General features: G+C 64.1%; 21 protein-coding genes. 13 read left to right on the forward strand and 8 right to left on the reverse strand.

Going from position 1 to position 20123, the window contains the following annotated elements; all coding sequences use genetic code 11:
* Window positions 1-88: 88 nt before the first annotated feature.
* From NKI10_RS19690 to NKI10_RS19700, 3 genes are all read right to left on the reverse strand, one after another.
* Window positions 89-391 (reverse strand): DUF982 domain-containing protein, encoded by a 303-nt coding sequence (locus tag NKI10_RS19690; protein ID WP_023670262.1) that lies wholly within the window; start codon window positions 389-391, stop codon window positions 89-91.
* 160 nt (window positions 392-551) lie between these two features.
* Complete coding sequence (locus NKI10_RS19695) at window positions 552-2633, reverse strand: ATP-dependent helicase (RefSeq protein WP_352861541.1); 2082 nt, start codon at window positions 2631-2633, stop codon at window positions 552-554.
* Window positions 2634-2683: 50 nt separating this feature from the next.
* Window positions 2684-2851, reverse strand: a complete 168-nt coding sequence (locus NKI10_RS19700; protein WP_023701895.1) for a hypothetical protein — start codon at window positions 2849-2851, stop codon at window positions 2684-2686.
* Between the two features lie 136 nt (window positions 2852-2987).
* On the opposite strand from NKI10_RS19700, the gene NKI10_RS19705 reads away from it, so the two are divergent.
* The gene (locus NKI10_RS19705; RefSeq protein WP_352518948.1) at window positions 2988-3140 is read left to right on the forward strand and encodes a hypothetical protein; all 153 of its coding nucleotides are present in this window, start codon (window positions 2988-2990) and stop codon (window positions 3138-3140) included.
* 237 nt (window positions 3141-3377) lie between these two features.
* Here the strand turns inward: NKI10_RS19705 and NKI10_RS19710 are convergent, their stop codons facing one another.
* Window positions 3378-4346: a LysR substrate-binding domain-containing protein gene (locus NKI10_RS19710; RefSeq protein WP_023670266.1), complete on the reverse strand. Its 969-nt coding sequence runs from the start codon at window positions 4344-4346 to the stop codon at window positions 3378-3380.
* 111 nt (window positions 4347-4457) lie between these two features.
* Between NKI10_RS19710 and NKI10_RS19715 the strand changes: the two genes are divergently transcribed.
* From NKI10_RS19715 to NKI10_RS19740, 6 genes are all read left to right on the forward strand, one after another.
* Window positions 4458-5291 (forward strand): hypothetical protein, encoded by an 834-nt coding sequence (locus NKI10_RS19715; protein WP_352861544.1) that lies wholly within the window; start codon window positions 4458-4460, stop codon window positions 5289-5291.
* A gap of 13 nt (window positions 5292-5304) precedes the next feature.
* On the forward strand, window positions 5305-6273 hold the full coding sequence (locus NKI10_RS19720; RefSeq protein WP_245262692.1) for a DMT family transporter: 969 nt from the start codon (window positions 5305-5307) through the stop codon (window positions 6271-6273).
* On the forward strand, window positions 6266-6499 hold the full coding sequence (locus NKI10_RS19725) for a hypothetical protein (RefSeq protein ID WP_352626468.1): 234 nt from the start codon (window positions 6266-6268) through the stop codon (window positions 6497-6499). The genes NKI10_RS19720 and NKI10_RS19725 overlap by 8 nt, the downstream gene beginning before the upstream one ends.
* A gap of 167 nt (window positions 6500-6666) precedes the next feature.
* Window positions 6667-7113, forward strand: coding sequence for a Ros/MucR family transcriptional regulator (locus NKI10_RS19730; RefSeq protein WP_023670270.1), 447 nt, complete (start codon window positions 6667-6669; stop codon window positions 7111-7113).
* Window positions 7114-7250: 137 nt separating this feature from the next.
* Complete coding sequence (locus NKI10_RS19735) at window positions 7251-9128, forward strand: ABC-F family ATP-binding cassette domain-containing protein (RefSeq protein ID WP_023689073.1); 1878 nt, start codon at window positions 7251-7253, stop codon at window positions 9126-9128.
* 158 nt (window positions 9129-9286) lie between these two features.
* Complete coding sequence (locus NKI10_RS19740) at window positions 9287-11395, forward strand: molybdopterin-containing oxidoreductase family protein (protein WP_352861547.1); 2109 nt, start codon at window positions 9287-9289, stop codon at window positions 11393-11395.
* Between the two features lie 58 nt (window positions 11396-11453).
* Here the strand turns inward: NKI10_RS19740 and NKI10_RS19745 are convergent, their stop codons facing one another.
* On the reverse strand, window positions 11454-11930 hold the full coding sequence (locus NKI10_RS19745; RefSeq protein WP_023684753.1) for an Lrp/AsnC family transcriptional regulator: 477 nt from the start codon (window positions 11928-11930) through the stop codon (window positions 11454-11456).
* Window positions 11931-12033: 103 nt separating this feature from the next.
* Between NKI10_RS19745 and NKI10_RS19750 the strand changes: the two genes are divergently transcribed.
* The 6 genes from NKI10_RS19750 to NKI10_RS19775 all read left to right on the forward strand — a co-directional run bounded on the left by NKI10_RS19750 (window position 12034) and on the right by NKI10_RS19775 (window position 17774).
* Window positions 12034-13236, forward strand: a complete 1203-nt coding sequence (locus tag NKI10_RS19750; RefSeq protein ID WP_352861549.1) for a diaminopropionate ammonia-lyase — start codon at window positions 12034-12036, stop codon at window positions 13234-13236.
* Window positions 13237-13238: 2 nt separating this feature from the next.
* Window positions 13239-14465 carry a Zn-dependent hydrolase gene (locus tag NKI10_RS19755; RefSeq protein ID WP_031199450.1) on the forward strand — a complete coding sequence of 409 codons (1227 nt, stop codon included), beginning with the start codon at window positions 13239-13241 and terminating at the stop codon, window positions 14463-14465.
* 12 nt (window positions 14466-14477) lie between these two features.
* Complete coding sequence (locus tag NKI10_RS19760) at window positions 14478-15650, forward strand: amidohydrolase (RefSeq protein WP_352861551.1); 1173 nt, start codon at window positions 14478-14480, stop codon at window positions 15648-15650.
* 96 nt (window positions 15651-15746) lie between these two features.
* Complete coding sequence (speB, locus tag NKI10_RS19765) at window positions 15747-16550, forward strand: agmatinase (RefSeq protein ID WP_352861553.1); 804 nt, start codon at window positions 15747-15749, stop codon at window positions 16548-16550.
* 63 nt (window positions 16551-16613) lie between these two features.
* Window positions 16614-17387: a 4-hydroxy-tetrahydrodipicolinate reductase gene (gene dapB, locus NKI10_RS19770; RefSeq protein ID WP_352861555.1), complete on the forward strand. Its 774-nt coding sequence runs from the start codon at window positions 16614-16616 to the stop codon at window positions 17385-17387.
* A gap of 234 nt (window positions 17388-17621) precedes the next feature.
* Window positions 17622-17774, forward strand: coding sequence for a hypothetical protein (locus NKI10_RS19775; protein WP_352861557.1), 153 nt, complete (start codon window positions 17622-17624; stop codon window positions 17772-17774).
* On the opposite strand, the gene NKI10_RS19780 is transcribed toward NKI10_RS19775, so the two are convergent.
* Genes NKI10_RS19780 through purM form a run of 3 tightly spaced genes read right to left on the reverse strand, consistent with a single transcriptional unit; the run spans window position 17771 to window position 20086 of the window.
* The gene (locus NKI10_RS19780) at window positions 17771-18295 is read right to left on the reverse strand and encodes a SixA phosphatase family protein (RefSeq protein ID WP_352861655.1); all 525 of its coding nucleotides are present in this window, start codon (window positions 18293-18295) and stop codon (window positions 17771-17773) included. The genes NKI10_RS19775 and NKI10_RS19780 overlap by 4 nt on opposite strands.
* A 7-nt stretch (window positions 18296-18302) precedes the next feature.
* A complete protein-coding gene (gene purN / locus NKI10_RS19785) occupies window positions 18303-19010 on the reverse strand; it encodes a phosphoribosylglycinamide formyltransferase (RefSeq protein WP_023689060.1) in 708 nt (235 codons plus the stop codon).
* The gene (purM, locus tag NKI10_RS19790; protein ID WP_023743830.1) at window positions 19007-20086 is read right to left on the reverse strand and encodes a phosphoribosylformylglycinamidine cyclo-ligase; all 1080 of its coding nucleotides are present in this window, start codon (window positions 20084-20086) and stop codon (window positions 19007-19009) included. The genes purN and purM overlap by 4 nt, the downstream gene beginning before the upstream one ends.
* Between the last annotated feature and the right edge of the window lie 37 nt (window positions 20087-20123).

Here is a 20123-nt window from a genome sequence, read left to right on the forward strand (position 1 = left end):
GGTGGGATCACCAAGACGTGTTTGTCGTTCGACGTCTGCCGGCAAGTCCGAGTGATCTTTTTGCTGGGTAGGCCTGGTCCCGGCCGTCTCAGACGGCGTAGCCGCCATAACCGTGTGCGACCGGCTTGACCGAGACGGCCGGCTGGACCGCGGGCCAGAGGATGCCTGCCGTGACTGCAAAGGTGATCAGGGCATCGCGTGCGGCCTCGGTCGAGATTTCGCCGGCGCGTGCCGCCTCGCAGGCCCTCACCGCCGCGCCATAGCTCAGGCGCCGGCGTGACGGCGGAAATTCGGTCAGGAAATCATGCATCTCGAACAGCGAGGCGAGCATGCGTTTGTGGCCGGCGCCAACGCTAACGGCAACCGGGGTGAAGAACATCGCATCGTGCATTCTGGCCTCTCTGGATGGGCGGAAAGGCGGCGGTCGCCGCTCTCCGATCGCGGGTTGGACGCCAGAAAACGCGGCTGGCGGCCCGAGGTTCCCTGAGAGATGCCATGACAGGCCGATTTGCTTCTTGAGGTCACTCCCCGGCCGGCATCCGCGGTTGCGGCTATTTCCACATGCCGCGCATGCGGGCGCCGAGGTCGACGCGGACTTCAGGTCTGTGGCGCGGATCGTCCTTTGCGTGGACGCTCGCCCAAGAGGTCTGCTCGAAGGCGCCGAGGATCGAGGCCGGGATGAAACGGGTTCGCGAGGCATAGACGTGGCGGTCGCCGCGCGCTGCCTGGCCGTGAGTGAAGAAGCGCTGCGGCGTCACCAGATGCAGGCCGTCCTTGGCCCGCGTCATCGCGACGTAAAGCAGCCGGCGCTCCTCCTCGATGTCTTCCTTGGTGCCGACGCCGAGATCGGCCGGGATGCAGCCATCGACGGTGTTGAGCACGAAGACGTTCTTCCATTCCTGGCCCTTGGCCGAATGAATGGTCGACAGGATCAGATAGTCCTCGTCGCGGTGCGGCGGCCCGGCCTGGTCGCTGGTCGCATCCGGTGGATCCAGCGTCAGCTCGGTCAGGAAGCGCTCGCGCGAAGCATAGCCGGAACCGATCTGCTCGAGCTGCATGAGGTCGGCTCGCCGCGTCGTCGCATCCTCGTGGATGCGCTCAAGATGCGGCTCGTACCACAGCCTGACCTGTTCGAGATCGGCCGGCCATTTCCCCGACCGGGCGCGCAGGCCGGAATAAAGCGCAACGAAGGCTGGCCAGTCCTCAGCCGCGCGTTGCGGCGGCCGGTAGCGGGCCAGCCCCATTTCCTCGTCGAGCGATGTCGCCATGGTCTCGACGATGGTGCTCGCCGCCGAAGGGCCGATGCCGGGCAAGAGCTGCAGCACGCGGAAGCCGGCGACGCGGTCGCGCGGGTTCTCGGCAAAACGCAGCACCGAAAGCACATCCTTTACATGGGCGGCGTCGAGGAATTTCAGCCCGCCGAACTTGACGAAGGGGATGTTGCGGCGCGTCAGTTCGATCTCCAGCGGGCCGCTGTGGTGCGAGGCGCGAAACAGCACCGCCTGCGATTTCAACACCGTGCCGGCCTCGCGCTCGGCCAGGATGGCCTGGCAGACATAGTTCGCCTGCTCCGCCTCGTCGCGCACGCTGACCAGTTTCGGTTTTTGCGAGGATTTGCGCTCCGACCAGAGGTTCTTGGTGAAACGCTCCGATGCCTCCGAGATGACCGCATTGGCTGCCGCCAAAATGGTCTCGGTCGAGCGGTAGTTGCGCTCCAGCATGATGACATCGGCGGCTCGCGCGAATTGTTGCGGGAAATCGAGGATGTTGCGCACTTCCGCGGCGCGAAACGAATAGATCGACTGCGCGTCGTCGCCCACCACTGTCAGTCCGGCGCCGTCCGGCTTCAGCGCCGAAAGGATCGAGGCCTGCAGCCGGTTGGTGTCCTGGTATTCGTCGACCAGCACATGGTCGAAACGCGAGCCCAGATGCGCCGCGATCTCCGGCTCGGCGGCCATTTGCGCCCAGTAGAGCAGGAGGTCGTCGTAATCGAGCACGTTCTGCGCCTGCTTGGCCTCGACATATCGGGCGAACAGAGCCTTCAGTTGTTCGGCCCAGCCGGCACACCACGGAAAGGCCGAACCCAGCACCTCGCCAAGCGGCGCCTGCGCGTTGACAGCGCGCGAATAGATCGCCAGGCAGGTGCCCTTGGTCGGAAACCGGCTTTCGGTCTTCGAGAATCCAAGTTCATGCCGGGCAAGATTCATCAGGTCGGCGGAATCCTCGCGGTCGTGAATGGTAAAGGCCGGGTCGAGGCCGATCGTCAGCGCATAGTCGCGCAGCAGCCTGGCGCCGATGCCGTGAAACGTACCGGCCCAGGCCAGCGCGTCGGCGATGACGGACGCGTCTCGGCCCAGGACCTCGCCGGCGATGCGTTCGACCCGCCTGGCCATTTCGGTGGCGGCGCGGCGCGAGAATGTCATAAGCAGAATGCGTCTGGGATCAGCCCCCTTGACGATCAGATGCGCAACCCGGTGGGCGAGCGTGTTGGTCTTGCCGGAGCCGGCGCCGGCGATCACCAGCAGCGGCCCGGCGATCTGGCCGTCGCCATGTTCGACGGCGAGCCGCTGCTCGGCGTTGAGCTTCGCCAGATAGGCGGGCTGCAAGGACGAATCAATGATGGCGATGGTCATCGCCTATCAAGCATCGTTTCCGCTTTGTTCGCAACGGGCCGAAGTCGCCCTTATCGCCGTGGCGCGACACCCGTCGCCGCCGACGGGCGCCGCAAGGTGGCGCGTTCGTCGCCAGGCACCGGCAACGGATCGAAATTGTCGGGCACGTCCTTGATGATCTCCTTGGCGATGCGATAGGTCGCGTAAGCGAAAAGGCCGGTAATGAACAGACGGATCATGGCGCGATCTCCTTTGGGCAACCAACCTCAGAGCCGCCGTTTGGTTCCAGCCGACGCGGCGTCGTTTGCGAGCGTGCAACCAAAGCCGAACCACCTCGTTGCCTTACGAAGGAGAGGGCAGACCTAGGAGGTCGCCATGAAGAGGCTTCTGATTCTGTTGGCCGCCAGCTTGGCGCTCGCCGCCTGCGACGGCGACATCCAGCCAACCAAAGCCCCTGTGCTCGATCAAACCCCGCAGTCGGATTCGGCGCCAAAGCCGGCGGCCGGCGGCGATCAGCCGGCGCAATGATCGTTTTCCGGCGGGAGACGAGAAATGGCTTTCAGGAGAAGAAGGCCGGCGCCGCTTGGGAGGTGAGCTGATAGCGCCGGCCAGGCGGATATCAGGTCCGCCGCAACAACCGAAGATAGCTGAGTCGCTCGCCTGCGTCATGAGGTGGCAGTTTTCGTGCCGGTTCTGCTCGTGCCGTCTGCGCAAAACCAGCAGAAAAGACCACAAATCCCGCAAGGCCGCGGAAAGAATCCGACCTCAGGCAATGGCCTTGCGCAGCACCGGGCCGCCGGCAATCCCGGCGTCCAGCTGGCACTGCGTCAGCGCCGCCTCGGCCATGATCCACTGCTTGAACAATTCCACCTTGCGCGTGTAGGGCGCGGTGACCGGGCAGACGAAATACCAGCCGGCGGTGTTGGGGTGATGCACGGCAAACGGCGCCACCAGCCGCTCTGCGCGGATCTCGCTCGCCATATAGGCGCGGTTGGCGACTGCAAAGCCCATGCCGGCATTGGCCGCCTCATAGGACATCATGCAGGAATCGAAATAGATGCTCTTGGTCTCGCCGAGCACGGAACTCGCGCCGGCAAAACCCAGCCACGACTGCCAGTTCTGCGTGCAGGTGTCGGAATGCAGCAGCGTGAAATGCCTGAGGTCGTCGGGCGTCACCTTTGACGGCGGCCTATCGCCGAGAACCTCGTGGAACAGCTTCCTGCTGCACACCGGCGTCAAATCCTCCTTGAACAGCAGGTCCGCCTTGAGGTCGGGAAAGCTGCCGTCGCCATAGCGGATCTCGAGGTCGAACTCGGAGGTGGCGAACTCATTGGTGGCGTAGGAGGTCGAGACCCGCATTTCGATTTCGGGATATTGCCGCTGGAACAGCGGCAGGCGGGCAAACAGCCAGCGCGCCGCGAACGTCGGCAGCACCGAAATCTTCAGCACATGCGCCTGCGACTGTCCGGTCGCCTCCATGCTGGCCGCCACGATGCGCTCCAGCGCCTCGCGAACGCGCGACACATAGGTCTCGCCTTCGGGTGTCAGCGACACCGCATTGCCGCCGCGCTGGAAGATCTTGAAGCGCAGCTGTTCCTCGAGGCTTTTGACGCGCTGGCTGACGGCGGAAGCAGTAATAAACTGCTCTTCGCCCGCGCGCGTGAAGTTACGGTGCCGGGCGGCACTTTCGACAATCTTCAGCGAATTGAGGTTGACCTGACTGAGCAGACGCACGCGTTTTGACCTTAAGCTGGGCTTACACTAGCACCAGCATTCCTAATTTTACAGGGGTGGGGAAATTAATCGACAGTTTACCAAGTGATGCCCCCATCCTGGAGAAGTAGAATGAACGCCCATACCATACCTGAACTGCGCTACGCGATGAGCCGAGAAGCCATTATCGGCCATGAGACGGCCTGGAAAGTGTCGGGTTTCGGCGTTGCGCAGTATCTGCATGGCTACGACCCGGCGCTGCTGGCGGCGATCGAAGAGGCGGCGTTGAAGCTCAAGGCCAGCCACGCCGTGCACAAGCACCTCGACCTTACCTTCATCACCGGCGCCGACCGTTTTATCCCGGAGATCAATGAGTTGCTGCATGACAAGCTGCGCCTGGAACGTCTGTCCGACATGATGGGCACCAAGCTCGAGCCCTATCCGCTGTCGATCGTCGGCTCGACCGTCACTTTCATGAATCCCAAGGACGGCGCCGTCGATTGGCATTGCGACGGTGTCCCGGTCACCGAACTCATTCCGCTGTCGATCAGCAATCCGCTGGTCGGCGGCCATCTCGAAATCTACTGCGACGATTCCGAGACCGGCCGCGCCATCCTTGAATCCGGCCGCGAGATTCCGCGCAACCAGGTCATGCGCATCGACCACAAGATGAACTACGCCACGCTCGGCCAGTTTCTCGGCGTCCTGCACCGCACCGCGCCGATCCAGCTCGGCTCGCGCGTCACGCTGGTCCTCAACCAGCGCTCTGTGGCCAAGCCCTACGTCGACGACAATCGCATGTTCTATCTCGCAGCCGACAATGATCACGATCGCGAATGGGTCAACGAACTGGCCGAAGACGTCTGGACGAACCAGTTGCCGGCCTATCGTCGCTTCGAGGAAGAACGTCCGGTTGCGGCGGCGGCCGATGCGCCGGTCCCGGGCGGGTCAAGGGAATCCTGGTAGCCAGAGCATAGAAGTGGACGCCGGTTTGGCCGTCGGTAACATCATGGTCGGCGATAATGACAAGGCACCGTCTCGGCGATTCCGGGATGGATCGGGCTCGCCATCGGCCCTGGTCTTCGCCGCCGGCGCGGTCGCCCTGTGGTCGACCAACGCGCTGGTCGGCAAATCGCTGCTGGCCAGCCATCCGGTGTCGCTGGTGCAGTTGCTGCAATTTTGTGGAGCGGCTCTGGTGTTCGCCGTCATCCATCTGGCGAGCCGGAAGAGGGGCCTGCAAGACGCAGCCTTTTCCAAGGGTGCTGACGGCACCCTGGCGCCGGTCGCGGTCGGCTTTATTGGCCTGGTCGGCACTATGGTGCTGCAATACATCGCCTTTGCGTCCATGCCGGTGATCGAGGCCAATCTCGTCGCCTACACCTGGCCGCTGATGGTCGCGGCGGCGGTCATCGTGCTGGGCAAGCGGCAACGCCCCGTGCTTCTGGGTTTGACTGCCGTGCTCGGCTTTGTCGGCGTGGCGCTGGTGATCTCGGGTGGCCGCGGCCAGCCTTTTCTCCAGGGCAGCATCGTCGGCTATCTCGCTGCCTTCGGCTCGGCGCTGTGCATGGCCTTCTATTCGATTGCGGTCGCCCGCCTGGCCACACCGTCGGAGCGTTTGCTTTTGCCTTCGGCATTGGTCGGCGTCGGCCTGACCTTGCTGTGGTGTATTCACGACGGCGCAGCCTGGCCATCCAGCGAGCACCTCCTGCTTGGCCTCTATCTCGGCGCCGGCCCGATGGGGCTGGGATATTATTTCTGGTCGCGCGCCTTGAAGCTTGAAGGCGGCGGCAAGGTTGCGGTCATCGCCTATCTGACGCCGATCGCATCGACGCTGCTGCTGACACTTTCGGGCGAAAGGCTGACGCTGACCGCGATAGCCGGTGCGGTCCTCGTCATCGGCAGCTGTATTGCGGTGGGCATAGAACGCTCGGAGGCTGAACATGCTTGACGACGATGAACGCCTCGCCAGACAGGAAGCATTCTGGCTGCTCAAGGAGTTCGGCGCCGAGGCGCCGCTCTACGCCGCCATGAAGGCCGAAAAGGCGATAGAGCAAAAAGATTTCGGCCGGTGCGCCCGCTGGAAGCGCATTCTGGACATACTGGCCGACTCTAAACCTGCGGCGTCCGTGCAGTTGAAATCTGCTGGCGCGAAGTGGGCCGTTTCTAAGTATTAGATTTTCTAATTTGCAACGTTGCAACCTGTTGTGGAAACATCCTCCTGTTCCGATTCTTGATCGTTTATTGAGACTTTAGCGACCCGTTGGGGGGTGCAGCTAGGTCGATACATCAAGAGAAGTCTTAAAAAAAGCCGGCAACTTCATGACCGGCGGGAGAAACAGAATTGCACACCATCGACAGCAAGACCGCTATTGAACTGACTGCTGACATCGTCTCGGCCTATGTCGGCAACAATCCTCTCCCTGCGTCTGGCCTGCCGGATCTGATCGCCAGCGTCAGCGCATCGGTGCGCAAGCTGGGCAGCATTGCCGCCGTGGAAAGCCCCGCGCTGAACCCCGCTGTCAATCCGAAGCGGTCGGTGTTTCCCGATCACATCGTCTGTCTTGAGGACGGCAAGAAATTCAAGTCGCTGAAGCGCCACTTGATGACCGACCATGGTCTCAGCCCGGAGGAATATCGTGGCAAATGGGGCTTGCCGTCGGACTATCCGATGGTGGCGCCGAACTACTCCGCGACCCGTTCGGCACTGGCCAAGTCCTCGGGCCTCGGCCGCAAGCCGGCCGTTCCGGCTGCCGCGGCCAAGGTGACGAAGCGCAAACCCAAAGCCTGAACCAGGCAGCCTCTTAAAGTCCGTCTGCAGTTAGCAGTGATGGACGGCGCGCTTTGGGCGCGCCGTCTTCATGCCTTATGCCCCCGCCAGCGCCCAGGCCCTTGCGAAGCGCCGCCCTCCCGTGCAAAAGCCCCGGCATGCTTATCATCAACGATCTTTCGCTCCGCATGGCCGGACGCTTGCTTCTCGATCATGCCTCGCTGACCTTGCCGGCCGGCACCAAGGCCGGCCTCGTCGGCCGCAACGGCACCGGCAAGACGACGCTGTTCAAGGCCATCACCGGCGACTTTCCCTCCGAGACCGGCTCGATAAGCCTGCCCAAGAACACCCGCATCGGCCAGGTGGCGCAGGAAGCGCCCGGCACCGAGGAGCCGCTGATCGAAATCGTGCTCAAGGCCGACCTCGAGCGCACCGCATTGCTCGAGGAGGAAAAGACCGCCACCGACGCGCACCGCATTGCCGACATCCATATGCGGCTGGCGGATATCGATGCGCATTCGGCGGAATCTCGCGCGGCCACCATCCTCGCTGGCCTTGGCTTCGACGACGCCGCGCAGCGCCGCCCGGCCTCGTCCTTCTCCGGCGGCTGGCGCATGCGTGTGGCGCTCGCCGCGGTGCTGTTTGCCGAGCCCGACCTTCTGCTGCTCGACGAGCCGACCAACTATCTCGATCTCGAAGGCACGCTTTGGTTGGAAAACTACGTGTCGAAATATCCGCACACGGTGCTTCTGATCTCGCACGATCGCGACCTGCTCAACCGCGCCGTCAATTCCATCGTTCATCTCGACCAGAAGAAGCTGACCTTCTGGCGCGGCGGCTACGACCAGTTCGAGCGCCAGTACACCGAGCAGAAGGAATTGCAGGAGAAGGGCCGCGTCAAGCAGGAAGCCGCGCGCAAACACATGGAGTCCTTCGTCGAACGCTTCCGCGCCAAGGCTTCGAAGGCGAGACAGGCGCAGTCGCGCATCAAGGCGCTGGAGAAGATGAAGCCGATTGCCGCGATCGTGAACGACACGGTGCGGCCGTTCTCTTTCCCCGAACCGGTGAAAACGGTGGCGTCGCCGATCATTGCCTTGAACAACGTCAATGTCGGCTACACCGAGGGCCAGCCGATCCTGAAGAAGATGACGTTGCGCATCGATGCCGACGATCGCATCGCGCTGCTCGGCGCCAACGGCAACGGCAAGTCGACCTTCGCCAAGCTTCTCTCGGGCCGGCTGAAGCAGGAAACCGGCACCATGACGGTGGCGCCGGGCCTGAAGGTGGCGATCTTCGCGCAGCATCAGCTCGACGATCTCAGGCCTGATGAAAACGCCTATGAGCATGTCCGCCGGCTGATGCCGGAGGCGCCGGAATCCAAGGTACGTGGCCGCGTCGCCCAGTTCGGTCTCACCACTGAGAAGATGAACACCGCCGCCAAGGACCTGTCCGGCGGCGAGAAGGCGCGCCTGCTGATGGGCCTGTCGGCCTTTGAGGGGCCAAACTTGTTCATCCTCGACGAACCGACCAACCATTTGGACATCGACAGCCGCGAGTCCCTGATCCATGCGCTGAACGAGTTTCCCGGCGCCGTCATCCTCATCTCGCATGACCGCCATCTGCTGGAAGCGACCGCCGACCGGCTGTGGCTGGTCAAGGACGGGGCGGTCAACCCGTATGACGGCGACCTTGAGGACTACAAGACGCTGGTCACCGGCGTGTCCGGCGACCGACGCGGCAAGCGCGAGGCCGAGAAGGCATCCAAGGCCGATCGCCGCCGCGATGCCGCGGCGCGCCGCGCCGCCTTCGAGCCGCTGGCAAAGGAAATCCGCGCCACCGAAGCGCTGATGGACCGCATCCGCAAGCGCATCGACCTGATCGAGGATGAACTCGCCAATCCGGCGGTATACGAGAAGGATCCATCGACGGCGACCCGGCTGGCCAAGGAGCGCTCGCAACTGGCACAGCAGCTTGCCGGTCACGAGGAAAAGTGGCTGACCATGTCGGCCGAGTACGAGGAAGGCACGGCGGAGTGATTTACCCTCCCCCTTGTGGGGAGGGTCGATCCGCAAAGCCGAGCGGGGCGGGGGTCTGCGCCGCACCCCACCCCGGCGCTGCGCGCCGACCCTCCCCATCAAGGGGAGGGTAAGATCTGGCCCTACACGCCGCCCGCGAAACCCGCTAAAAACGCCGCATGAACCAGCACGCCAAGCTCAGAATCGGCCACTCCGCCTGTCCGCATGATTGCCCTTCGACCTGCGCGCTCGAGGTCGAACTGCTCGATGGCAACCGCATCGGCCGTGTCCATGGCGCCAAGTCCAATACGTATACGGCTGGTGTGGTCTGCGCCAAGGTCGCGCGCTATGCCGACCGTGTCCACCATCCCGACCGGCTGCTGAAGCCGCTTGTTCGCGCCGGCGCCAAGGGCGCCGGCATCTGGAAAGAATCCAGCTGGGAAGCGGCACTCGACCTCGTCGCCGAGAAATTCATCGCGGCCGAGGAAAAATACGGCTCCGAGACCGTCTGGCCTTATTTCTATGCCGGCACGATGGGGCTAGTGCAGCGCGACGGCATCGACCGGCTGCGCCATGCGAAAAAATACTCCGGCTTCTTCGGCTCGATCTGCACCAATCTGGCCTGGACCGGCTGGATGATGGGAGCGGGCGCCTTGCGCGGTCCCGATCCGCGCGAGATGGCGAAGTCCGACTGCGTGGTGATCTGGGGCACCAATGCCGTGGTCACGCAGGTCAATGTCATGACCCACGCCATCAAGGCGCGGAAGGAGCGTGGCGCCAGGATCGTCGTCATCGATGTCTACGAGAACGCGACGATGAAGCAGGCCGATATAGGCCTTGTGCTGAAGCCCGGCACCGATGGCGCGCTGGCCTGCGCGGTCATGCATGTGCTGTTCAGGGAAGGCATGGCCGACCGCGCCTATCTCGAAAGATACACCGACGATCCGGAGGGGCTGGAAGCCCATCTGGAGACGCGCACGCCGGAATGGGCGTCTGCCATCACCGGTCTTGCCGTCACCGAGATCGAGGCTTTCGCACGCCTCGTCGGCACGACGAAGAAAACCTATTTCCGCCTCGGCTATGGCTTTGCCCGCCAGCGCAATGGCTCGGTCAACATGCACGCGGCATCCTGCATCGCCGCCGTCACCGGCGCCTGGCAATATGAGGGTGGCGGTGCCTTCCATTCCAATTCCGGCATCTTCAAGCTCAACCAGGATGTGCTGGAAGGCGCCGCGATGCGCGATCCCAATATTCGCCATCTCGACCAGTCGCGTATCGGCCCGGTGCTGACCGGTGCAGCGGACGCGCTCTATGGCGGCCCGCCGGTGACGGCGATGCTGATCCAGAACACCAACCCGGTGAATGTCGCGCCCGAGCAGCGGCTGGTGAAGCAGGGTTTTCTGCGTGACGACCTGTTCACCTGCGTGCACGAGCAGTTCATGACCGACACGGCAAAGCTCGCCGATGTCGTTTTGCCGGCAACGATGTTTCTCGAGCATGACGACGTCTACAAGGCCGGCGGCAACCAGCACATCACGCTCGGTCCCAAGCTGATCGAACCGCCGGAAGGGCCGCGCACCAACCATTTCGTCATCGAGCAATTGGCGCAGCGTCTCGGCGTCGCAGACCGGCCGGGCTTTGGCCTGACCGAGCAGCAGCATATCGACATCATCCTCGGCAAGCGCGGGCTGGGCTCCTTCGCCAGCCTCAAGGAAGACAAATGGGTCGACCTGCAGCCGGATTTCGAGGCGGCGCATTTCATCGATGGTTTCGGCCATGCCGACAAGAAATTTCACTTCCGCGCCAATTGGAGCGGGCAGGCGGCGCCCAACCGGCCGCCGAAAATCATGGGCCTGTTCGGGCCGGTGGCGGAACTCCCCGAATTCCCTGACCATGTCGACCTGATCGAGGTGGCGGACGCCGAGCATCCGTTTCGGCTCGCCACATCGCCGGCGCGCAACTTTCTCAATTCGACATTCGCCGAGACACCTGTGTCGAGAGCCAAGGAAGGCCGGCCGGAACTCCTGGTGCACCCGGACGACGCTGCCGCGCTTGGCTTGGGCGACGGCGACCGTATCGAGGTCGGCAACCGGCGCGGCGAGGTGGTGCTGCACGCAAAGCTGTTCGAAGGCCTCAAGCGCGGCGTGGTGATCGCCGAGGGCATCTGGCCAAACAGCGCGCATGAGCGTGGCGAAGGCATCAATGTGCTCACCGGCGCCGACGCACCAGCGCCCTATGGCGGTGCGGCCTTCCACGACAACAAGGTCTGGCTGCGGCCGGCGGGCTAAAGCAATTCCAGGAAAAGTGTGAGCGGTTTTCCGTCCGGAATTGCGTAAAAGAGACTGGCTATCCCGGCAGAGGCACCGTCAGCCCCACCTTGACACGGTCCATGGCAACGAAGGTGCGGAATTTTCGGACATTCTTGCTGTCGAAGAACAGTCTGCGCGTCAGGGCCTCATAGGCCCCCATGTCGGCCGCGGTGATGACTAGGATGAAGTCGGCCTCGCCGGTGACGTAGTAGCATTGCTGCACTTCGGGCTCTGCCGAGAATTGCCGCTTGGCCGCGTCGATCAGGTCCGAGCGTTCGCTCTCCAGTTCGACCTCGACGAAAATGGTGATGGGATGGCCGACCGCCGCCGGGTCGACCACGGCGACATTGCCCGCAATGACGCCGGACTGTTCCATGCGCTTGATGCGCCGCTGCACCGCCGGCGCCGACAGGTTGACGGCTTCGCCGATCAGCCGCTGCGGCATCGTGTTGTCCCGCTGCAGGATGGCAAGGATGGCGAGGTCGAAACTGTCGAGTGAAGGCGATCGAGGCAAAGCGCTATCCTGGCGAAACAAACTTGCATTTCGAAGCGCCAATAACAGCGCTATTTGCGCCTCGGCTGCAATATGATTTCGTCACACCCAAAGGAGGCCACCCGTGTTCCTGCTCAACAGCAATGCCTTGCACCGTCGGCCGCTCGATCCGGTCGATGCCGAAACGCTGGGGAATGCCGGAGCCGATACGGTCGAGCGCTTTCTTGCCCATCGCGACAATCACCTGGCAACTCCGTTGCATGCATTGCCGACGCTGGCCGGCGAACTCGGCCTCGGCTCCGTCCACATCAAGGATGAAGGCTTTCGCCTCGGTCTCGGCAGTTTCAAGGCGCTCGGCGGCGCCTATGCCGTTTTTCGACTGGTGCTGGAGGAGGCGAGCCGATCGCTTCATCGGCCCGTTGACGTGGCCGATCTCAACCGGTTCGACGTCCGGGCGGTCGCTGCCGGCATGACGGTTGCCTGCGCCACCGACGGCAATCATGGCCGCTCGGTCGCGCAAGGTGCACAGTTGGTAGGCGCGAAAGCGGCAATCTTCGTTCACGCCGGCGTCAGCGAGGCGCGCATTGCAGCAATAGCCCGCTATGGCGCCGAGATGATCCGCGTCGACGGCAATTATGACGACTCGGTCAGGCAGGCCGCCGAGGTTTCAGCGGAGCAAGGCTGGACCGTGGTGTCCGACACCTCCTGGCCGGGCTACGAGCGCATCCCCGGTCTGGTCATGCAGGGCTATACGGCGATCGTGCGCGAAGCGTTGGGCCAGTTGCCGCAGCCGCCGACCCATGTCTTCGTGCAGGCCGGTGTCGGCGGCATTGCCGCCGCCCTGGCCGGCCATCTCGCCATCGTGCTCGGTGACGCCAGGCCGACCTTCATCGTCGTCGAGCCGGCCCGCGCCGCCTGCGTTGTCGCAGCCGCCCGGGCGGGCCACGTGGTCAAGGTCGCACACGACCAGCCGACGATGATGGCGATGCTCGAATGCTACGAGGCCTCGCAAGTTGCCTGGCGCGTTCTGGCGCGGGTTGCCGATGCCTTCATGACGGTGGATGAGGAGGAGGCGGTCGCGGTGATGCGGCGGCTGGCACGGCCGGCTGGCAATGATCCAGTGATCGTCGCCGGCGAAAGCGGCGGCGTCGGTCTGGCCGGGCTGATCCGGGCGGTGGCCGACCACAAGGCCGCTCTCGGGTTCGACGACAAATCCCGCGTGCTTGTAATCAACACCGAAGGCGCCACAGACCCGCACCGCTATACCGAGCTGGTCGGGCAGAGCCCCGCCGATGTGCTGGCCGGCAAGCTGAAGGCCGAGGCATAGCCATGATCGGGATCGATGCACAGCGTCTGCTTGGCCGCATCCGGGAACTCGCCGCCGTTGGCCGCGACAGTGAGGATAGGCTGATCCGGCTCGCCGCCTCCGACACAGACAAACAGGGCCGTGACCTCTTTGTCGGCTGGCTCAGGCAGGCCAGGCTGGAAGTCGCCATCGACCGGGTCGGTAATATCTTCGGCATCTGGCAAAGCCCCGACAATGCCGGGCAGGCGCCGCTGCTCATCGGTTCGCATATCGACACCGTTATCGATGCCGGCATCTATGATGGCTGCTACGGCGTGCTGGCCGGGCTGGAGGTGATCGAGACGCTGCAGGCTTCGGGCTTTTCGCCGTCGCGCCCGGTCGCGGTCGCCTCTTTCACCAATGAGGAAGGTGTGCGCTACACGCCTGACATGATGGGCTCGCTATGCCATGCCGGTGGCGTCAGTGCCGAGGCCGTGCTGGCCGCCATCGGCACGGATGGCAGCGTGCTCGGCCAGGAGCTCGCCCGCATCGGCTATGCCGGCGACCGCGAACCCGGCTTCCTCAAGCCGCATGCCTATCTCGAACTTCATATCGAGCAGGGGCCGGTGCTGGAGCGTGAAGGCGTGCCGATCGGCGCGGTCGAGAATTTGCAAGGCATTTCCTGGCAGCGCATCACCATCGACGGCGCCGCCAACCATGCCGGCACCACGCCGATGTCGATGCGCAGCGACGCCGGCCACGCCGCCGCCCGCATCATCACCTTCCTGCACGATCGGGCCAGGGCTTCAAATGGGCCAACCGTGGCCACGGTCGGCACGATGCGCTTCGAACCCAACGCCATCAACGTCATTCCCGCGCGCGCCGTCTTCACCATCGACCTGCGCGATCCCGACGAACAGCGCTTGCAGGCGCATGAGGCGGCCCTTGCTGCCTATCTCGAGGAGCTTGAGGTTTTGGAGAACGTATCGATCTCGGTCGAGCGGCTCGCCCGCTTCGAACCGGTGCTATTCGACATCGGCATCGTCGAACGGATCGAGGCGGCCGCGAAGAACCGCGGTCTCGGCGTCAGGCGCATGACATCGGGCGCCGGCCATGACGCGCAGATGATGGCCCGCCTCGCGCCGGCGGCAATGATCTTCGTCCCGAGCGCCGGTGGCATCAGCCACAATCCGCGCGAACACACTGAAGATGCCGAGCTTGTCGCCGGCACCAACATCCTGCTTGATGTCGCCAGTGAGCTTGCAAGATAGGTCGGGGAGAAAATGGCTGAGCTCGATCGTGATGTGCTGAAGCAGGAAATGACCGGCTGGCGGCGCGATTTGCACGCGCACCCCGAGTTCGGCTTTGAGGAAAAGCGCACCGCTGCCTTTGTCGCCGCGAAGCTGCGCGAATTCGGGCTGGACGATGTTGCAGAGGGGGTCGGCGGCACCGGCATCGTCGGCACATTGAAGCGCGGCAGCGGCAACCGGGCGATTGCGCTCAGGGCCGACATGGATGCGCTGCGCATCACCGAGCAGTCCGCGACCGCCCATCGCTCGCAGAACCCCGGCATCATGCATGCCTGCGGCCATGACGGCCACACCACCATGCTGCTCGGCGCGGCAAAGCTGCTGGCCGCCGAGGGCGGTTTCGACGGCACCGTGCGCTTCATCTTCCAGCCCGCCGAGGAATGGGGCAGGGGCGCGCTGGCGATGCTGGACGACGGGCTGCTGCAGCGCTTTCCCTTCGACGAGATTTTTGGCCTGCACAACATGCCTGGCCTGCCCGTCGGGCATTTCGAGACCCGTGCCGGCCCGTTCATGTCGGCGGAGGACAATTTCGAGATCGTGCTCAAGGGCATCGGCGGCCATGCGGCGCGGCCACATTCCGGGAACGAGACCTTGGTCGCCGCCTGCGCGCTGGTCACCAATCTGCAGACCATCGTCTCGCGCCGGCTGAGTCCCGCCGACATTTCGGTGGTTTCGGTGACCGAGCTGATCACCGACGGCACCCGCAACGCATTGCCCGGCCTCGCCCGCATCCTCGGTGACGCCCGCAGTTTTCGTCCCGAGGTCAGCGCCGAGATCGAGCGCCAGATGCGGGTCATCGCAGCCGGCACCGCCGCCGCCTACAATGTTTCCGCCGACGTGACCTATAGCAGGGAATTCGTGCCGCTGCAGAACGATGCCGACCTGGTGGACGCGGCCTTTGTCGCCGCAAGGCGCGTGCTGGCCTATGGCGCCGCCAGCATCGCGGCGGAGCCGATGACCGCCTCGGAGGATTTCGCCCGCTTCCTCGATCACGTACCGGGCTGCTTCGTCTTTCTCGGCAATGGCGAGACCTCGCCGCCGCTGCACAATTCCAGCTACGACTTCAACGATGACGGGCTGTTGCACGGCACGGATTTCCATATCGCGATCGTCAGGCAAAGACTGGGCGGCGCGATCGGGAAATGACGCCTGATCGCCTTCGCAACTGGCCCAAGCGGCACTGCTATCGCCAGCCAGCTGCCGGGTTTAGGGAGATTGCCTGTTGCCGGAGATCGCACGCCGATGACCAGGGTTTCGCTTCTGGGAATACCACATGACGAGAACTCGTCCTATCTCAAGGGCGCGGCTGCAGCGCCGGCCCTGATCCGGCGCAAACTCAAAAGCGACGCGCACAGCTCGTGGAGCGAAACCGGCTTCGATGTGGCGGACAGTTTCGTCGACCACGGCGACATCGACTTTTCAGGCGACGGCGATCCGTGGGAGCGAATCGAGGCCGAGGTCGGCCGCGCGCTGGATGCCGGCCACCCGTTGATCAGCCTCGGTGGCGATCATGCCATCGCCTGGCCGGTGCTGCGTGCCGTGCGCCGCCGCCATGCCAGGCTAACGATCGTCCAGATCGACGCCCATCCCGACATCTACGATGCCTATCAGGACAACAGGCGATCGCACACCTCGTCCTTCGCGCGCATCCTGGAGGAGGGACTGGCCGACCGGCTGGTCCAGATCGGCTTGCGCACCCTCAATTATGAAGTTCGTGACCAGCTCAAGCGCTTCGGCGTCGAAATGATCGAGGCGCGGCATTTCAGCGAGGACCTGCAGCTCGATCTCAAGACGCCGGTCTATCTCTCGGTCGATCTGGACGGCCTCGACCCGGCTTGTGCGCCGGGCGTGTCGCACCGCGAACCCGGTGGTCTTACAACCCGGCAAGTGATCAACCTGATCCAGCGGATCGACCAGCCCATCGTCGGCGCCGATGTCGTCGAATACAATGCAAGCCAGGACGTCTCCAATCTCACCGCGCTGGTTGCCGCCAAGCTGGTCAAGGAGATCGCCGGCATGATGCTCAAGACGCATGGCGCCGGCTGAATCAATCTGGCAGGGCGGCATGGTAGATCATTGTTGTGACTCGCATTTCCAGTGAAAGCCGCCATGCCGCATCTGTTGAAGATAGCCATAGCCGGTGCGCTCGGCCGCATGGGCAGGGAGATGGCGCTGGCCGTCGAGACCGATCCCAGGCTGGCGCTCGTCGCCCGCTTTCACAGGCCGGGCAGCGCCGGCGAGGGGCTGGTCGAACGCGACGAAGCACTGGCGCTTGCCGATGTCATCATCGATTTCACCACGCCTTCGGCCTCCGTCGATCTTGCACAAGCTTGCGCGGCCTGCGGCGGCCCGGCGCTGGTCATCGGCTCGACCGGCTTCGAACCTGCCGATCTCGCCGCCATCGCTGCTGCTTCGAAGTCCGTCGCCATCGTTCGCTCAGGCAGCTACTCGCTGGGGCTCAACATGCTGGCTGGGCTGGTCGAACAGGCGGCGCGAGCACTTGGTCCCGCCACCGACATCGAGATCCTGGAAGCGCATCACCGCATGAAGGTCGACGCACCGTCGGGCACGGCGCTGATGCTGGGCGAGGCGGCCGCTCGCGGACATGGCGTCAGGCTGGACGATGTGGCGAAACGCATCCGCGACGGCGTTACAGGTCCACGCCCTGCCGGCGAGATCGGCTTTGCCGTGCTGCGCGGCGGCAGCATCGTCGGCGAGCACAGCGTGAGCTTCCTCGGTGAGGGCGAAACGCTTACGCTCTCGCATTCAGCCGGCGACCGCTCGATGTTCGCGCGCGGCGCCATTGCGGCAGCACGCTGGGTCTCTGGCCGGCCGCCCGGCGAATACGACATGCGCGACGTACTGGGGTTCACGGCCTTTTGAGATGCAATGGTAACGCAACGAGGGGCGTTGCGAGGTCGGAACCGCCTAGAATAGAATATAGCACAACTACGCCATTTCGCGCCTTCCCAAACCGAACCGAACGGTTCGGTTCGCACATTTTTGTGATTGGCAATGGCAGCAACGCACACCCATTTCGGGGTGGTCCGAGCGACGCGAATTCCTCCCAAGGCACGCCACTTGACGGACAGGACTGAAAAATCTGGATTACCTGAAATGACCAAGATCGCACTTACCGCTGCTGCGGGCCGCAAAGATCTTGAATCAATCCGCCAGCAATTGGCCCTATCTCCTTGTTTGACCGTGGTCTTTTCAAAACACGGTTTGCGGCTGTCACCTGCGGCTAGCCCTTTTGGCAGCTTGGTCTAGCTTAGATCCTTCGGCTTGATGCAATGCGTCAACCGGGCCGCGCCGAAGCCGAGATCCGCCCAGTCGCCGTCGATGACAAAGCGGGCAAGGGCGGCGGTCGGGAATTTCTCTTCAAGTTTCCTGAGAGCAGCCACACCCGATCGCGGACTGGCAAGCCGGCGGGCAAAGTCCTCCAGGCCGGGATTATGGCCCAGCACCACGAGACAGCCGGCAGAGGAGATTGCCCGTCGCACTTCGGCCAGAATGTCGCCCGCCGTGGCTTCGAAGAGCGCCTCGGCGAACTCCACCGTTACGCTCGCCGACAGTTCCGCCGAGACCAGCCGCCATGTCTCGCGCGTGCGCAGCGCCGGCGACACCAGCGCCAGGTCAGGCTGCCAACTGCGCCGGGCCAGTTCGCGCCCCATCAGCGGCGCCGTCTTCAGCCCGCGCGGCCCGAGCGGCCGGTCGAAATCAGCAAGCGCCGGGTCGTCCCAGCTCGACTTGGCGTGGCGCAGCAGGAGCAGGTATCTCGGTGTCGCTATGTCGGCCCTACGGCGTGATCCGCGCCAGATGTTCGAGATCGCGTTCTTCGCGCAGCGGGTCGGGCGCCATCACCACGGAAGTTCCGTTTTCGGCATCGTCGGCGAAATGTGCCAGCACGGTGCGGCCGCCTTCCATGTGCGCCTTGCCGTCGGCGACCAGCCCGAGTGCCAGCGCATAAAGCCGGTGCTCGGCCTTCAGCACTCTGGCGGCCAGCGTGTCTTCGTTGTCGCCGACCATCACCGGCACCGCTGCCTGCGCGATGATCGGGCCGTCATCCATCTCTGATGTGACGAAATGCACCGTGCAGCCATGAATGCGAATGCCGGCGCGCAGGGCGCGCGCATGCGTGTCCAGGCCTTTGAAGGCCGGCAGCAGGGCAGGGTGGATGTTGAGCATGCGCCCTTGCCACTTCTCGACCAGGCCGCGGGAGAGAATGCGCAGATAGCCGGCCAGCGCCACGATCTCGGCGTTGAACGCAATCAGAGCGGCGTCGATCGCCGCATCATGCGCTTCCTTGCTGGCATGGTCGGCGCGCACGATGACTTTGGTCGGGATGCCGCGCGCGGCCGCGATGCCGAGCCCGGCGGCGTTGGCTCGGTCGGAGATGACGCCGACGATCTCGGCGGGATAGGCCGGGTCGCTCGCCGCCGCGATCAGCGCCGTCATGTTCGAGCCGCGTCCCGAGATCAGAACAACCGTGCGTTTCCTGCTCATAGGCCGATCGAGCCCCGATAGATGACGCCGGCGTCGCGGCGCGGAACGATGCGGCCGATCGGCGTCACAGTCTCGCCGGCCTCCTGCAGCACGGCTGCGACCTGTGCGGCCTGGCCGGAGGCGACGACGAGGATCATGCCGATACCGCAGTTGAAGGTGCGCATCATCTCCTCCGGCGCCACGCCGCCAGTCTTCGCCAGCCAGGAAAACACCGGCGGCACATCGATGGCATTGAGATCGAGTTCTGCGGAAAAGTCCTTCGGCAGGACGCGCGGAATGTTTTCGGGAAAGCCGCCGCCGGTGATATGGGCCAGCGCCTTGATACCATGCGTGTTGCGGATCGCCTTCAAGATCGATTTCACATAGATGCGGGTCGGCTCGAGCAGCGCTTCGGCCAGCGTCGCCTCATCGTTGAACGGCGCCGGATCGCTCCAGGCAAGCCCGCTGACGCCAACGATGCGGCGCACCAGCGAAAAGCCATTGGAATGCAGGCCCGAGGAAGCCAGGCCAAGCAGCACGTCGCCTTCGACGATATCGTCGGTCGGCAGCAACTGGCCGCGTTCGGCAGCACCGACGGCGAAACCGGCAAGGTCGTAATCCTTGTCGTTATACATGCCGGGCATTTCGGCGGTCTCGCCGCCGATCAGCGCGCAGCCGGCCTGTCGGCAGCCGATTGCTATGCCGCCGACGATTGCCGTCCCCTGGTCGGGGTCGAGCTTGCCGGTGGCGAAATAGTCGAGGAAGAACAGTGGCTCGGCGCCCTGCACGACGATGTCGTTGACGCACATGGCGACGAGGTCGATGCCGATCGTGTCGTGCTTGCCGGCATCGATGGCGATCTTCAGCTTGGTGCCGACGCCGTCATTGGCGGCAACCAGCACCGGATCCGTGAAACCCGCCGCCTTGAGGTCGAACAGGCCGCCAAAACCGCCGATCTCGCCATCGGCGCCCGGCCGGCGCGTCGCGCGCACCAGCGGCTTGATCTTCTCGACCATGAGGTTGCCGGCATCGATGTCGACGCCCGCCTCGGCATAGGTGAGCCCGTTCTTGCGCTTGGCCCGGTCGCCCTTGCTCATCGTCGGCGCATCCCTGTTTCCCTCGGCGGCTCTTCGC

Source organism: Mesorhizobium sp. M0802, from assembly GCF_040320115.1.
Lineage (GTDB): Bacteria > Pseudomonadota > Alphaproteobacteria > Rhizobiales > Rhizobiaceae > Mesorhizobium.

Coding starts and splice junctions, on each gene's coding strand:
- NKI10_RS19690 (WP_023670262.1), bottom strand. CDS start 391: ATGCACGATGCGATGTTCTTCACCCCGGTTGCCGTTAGCGTTGGCGCC.
- NKI10_RS19705 (WP_352518948.1), top strand. CDS start 2,988: ATGAAGAGGCTTCTGATTCTGTTGGCCGCCAGCTTGGCGCTCGCCGCC.
- NKI10_RS19695 (WP_352861541.1), bottom strand. CDS start 2,633: ATGACCATCGCCATCATTGATTCGTCCTTGCAGCCCGCCTATCTGGCG.
- NKI10_RS19755 (WP_031199450.1), top strand. CDS start 13,239: ATGATCGGGATCGATGCACAGCGTCTGCTTGGCCGCATCCGGGAACTC.
- dapB (WP_352861555.1), top strand. CDS start 16,614: ATGCCGCATCTGTTGAAGATAGCCATAGCCGGTGCGCTCGGCCGCATG.
- NKI10_RS19760 (WP_352861551.1), top strand. CDS start 14,478: ATGGCTGAGCTCGATCGTGATGTGCTGAAGCAGGAAATGACCGGCTGG.
- NKI10_RS19725 (WP_352626468.1), top strand. CDS start 6,266: ATGCTTGACGACGATGAACGCCTCGCCAGACAGGAAGCATTCTGGCTG.
- NKI10_RS19700 (WP_023701895.1), bottom strand. CDS start 2,851: ATGATCCGTCTGTTCATTACCGGCCTTTTCGCTTACGCGACCTATCGC.
- NKI10_RS19775 (WP_352861557.1), top strand. CDS start 17,622: ATGACCAAGATCGCACTTACCGCTGCTGCGGGCCGCAAAGATCTTGAA.
- NKI10_RS19740 (WP_352861547.1), top strand. CDS start 9,287: ATGAACCAGCACGCCAAGCTCAGAATCGGCCACTCCGCCTGTCCGCAT.
- purN (WP_023689060.1), bottom strand. CDS start 19,010: ATGAGCAGGAAACGCACGGTTGTTCTGATCTCGGGACGCGGCTCGAAC.
- purM (WP_023743830.1), bottom strand. CDS start 20,086: ATGAGCAAGGGCGACCGGGCCAAGCGCAAGAACGGGCTCACCTATGCC.
- NKI10_RS19735 (WP_023689073.1), top strand. CDS start 7,251: ATGCTTATCATCAACGATCTTTCGCTCCGCATGGCCGGACGCTTGCTT.
- speB (WP_352861553.1), top strand. CDS start 15,747: ATGACCAGGGTTTCGCTTCTGGGAATACCACATGACGAGAACTCGTCC.
- NKI10_RS19715 (WP_352861544.1), top strand. CDS start 4,458: ATGAACGCCCATACCATACCTGAACTGCGCTACGCGATGAGCCGAGAA.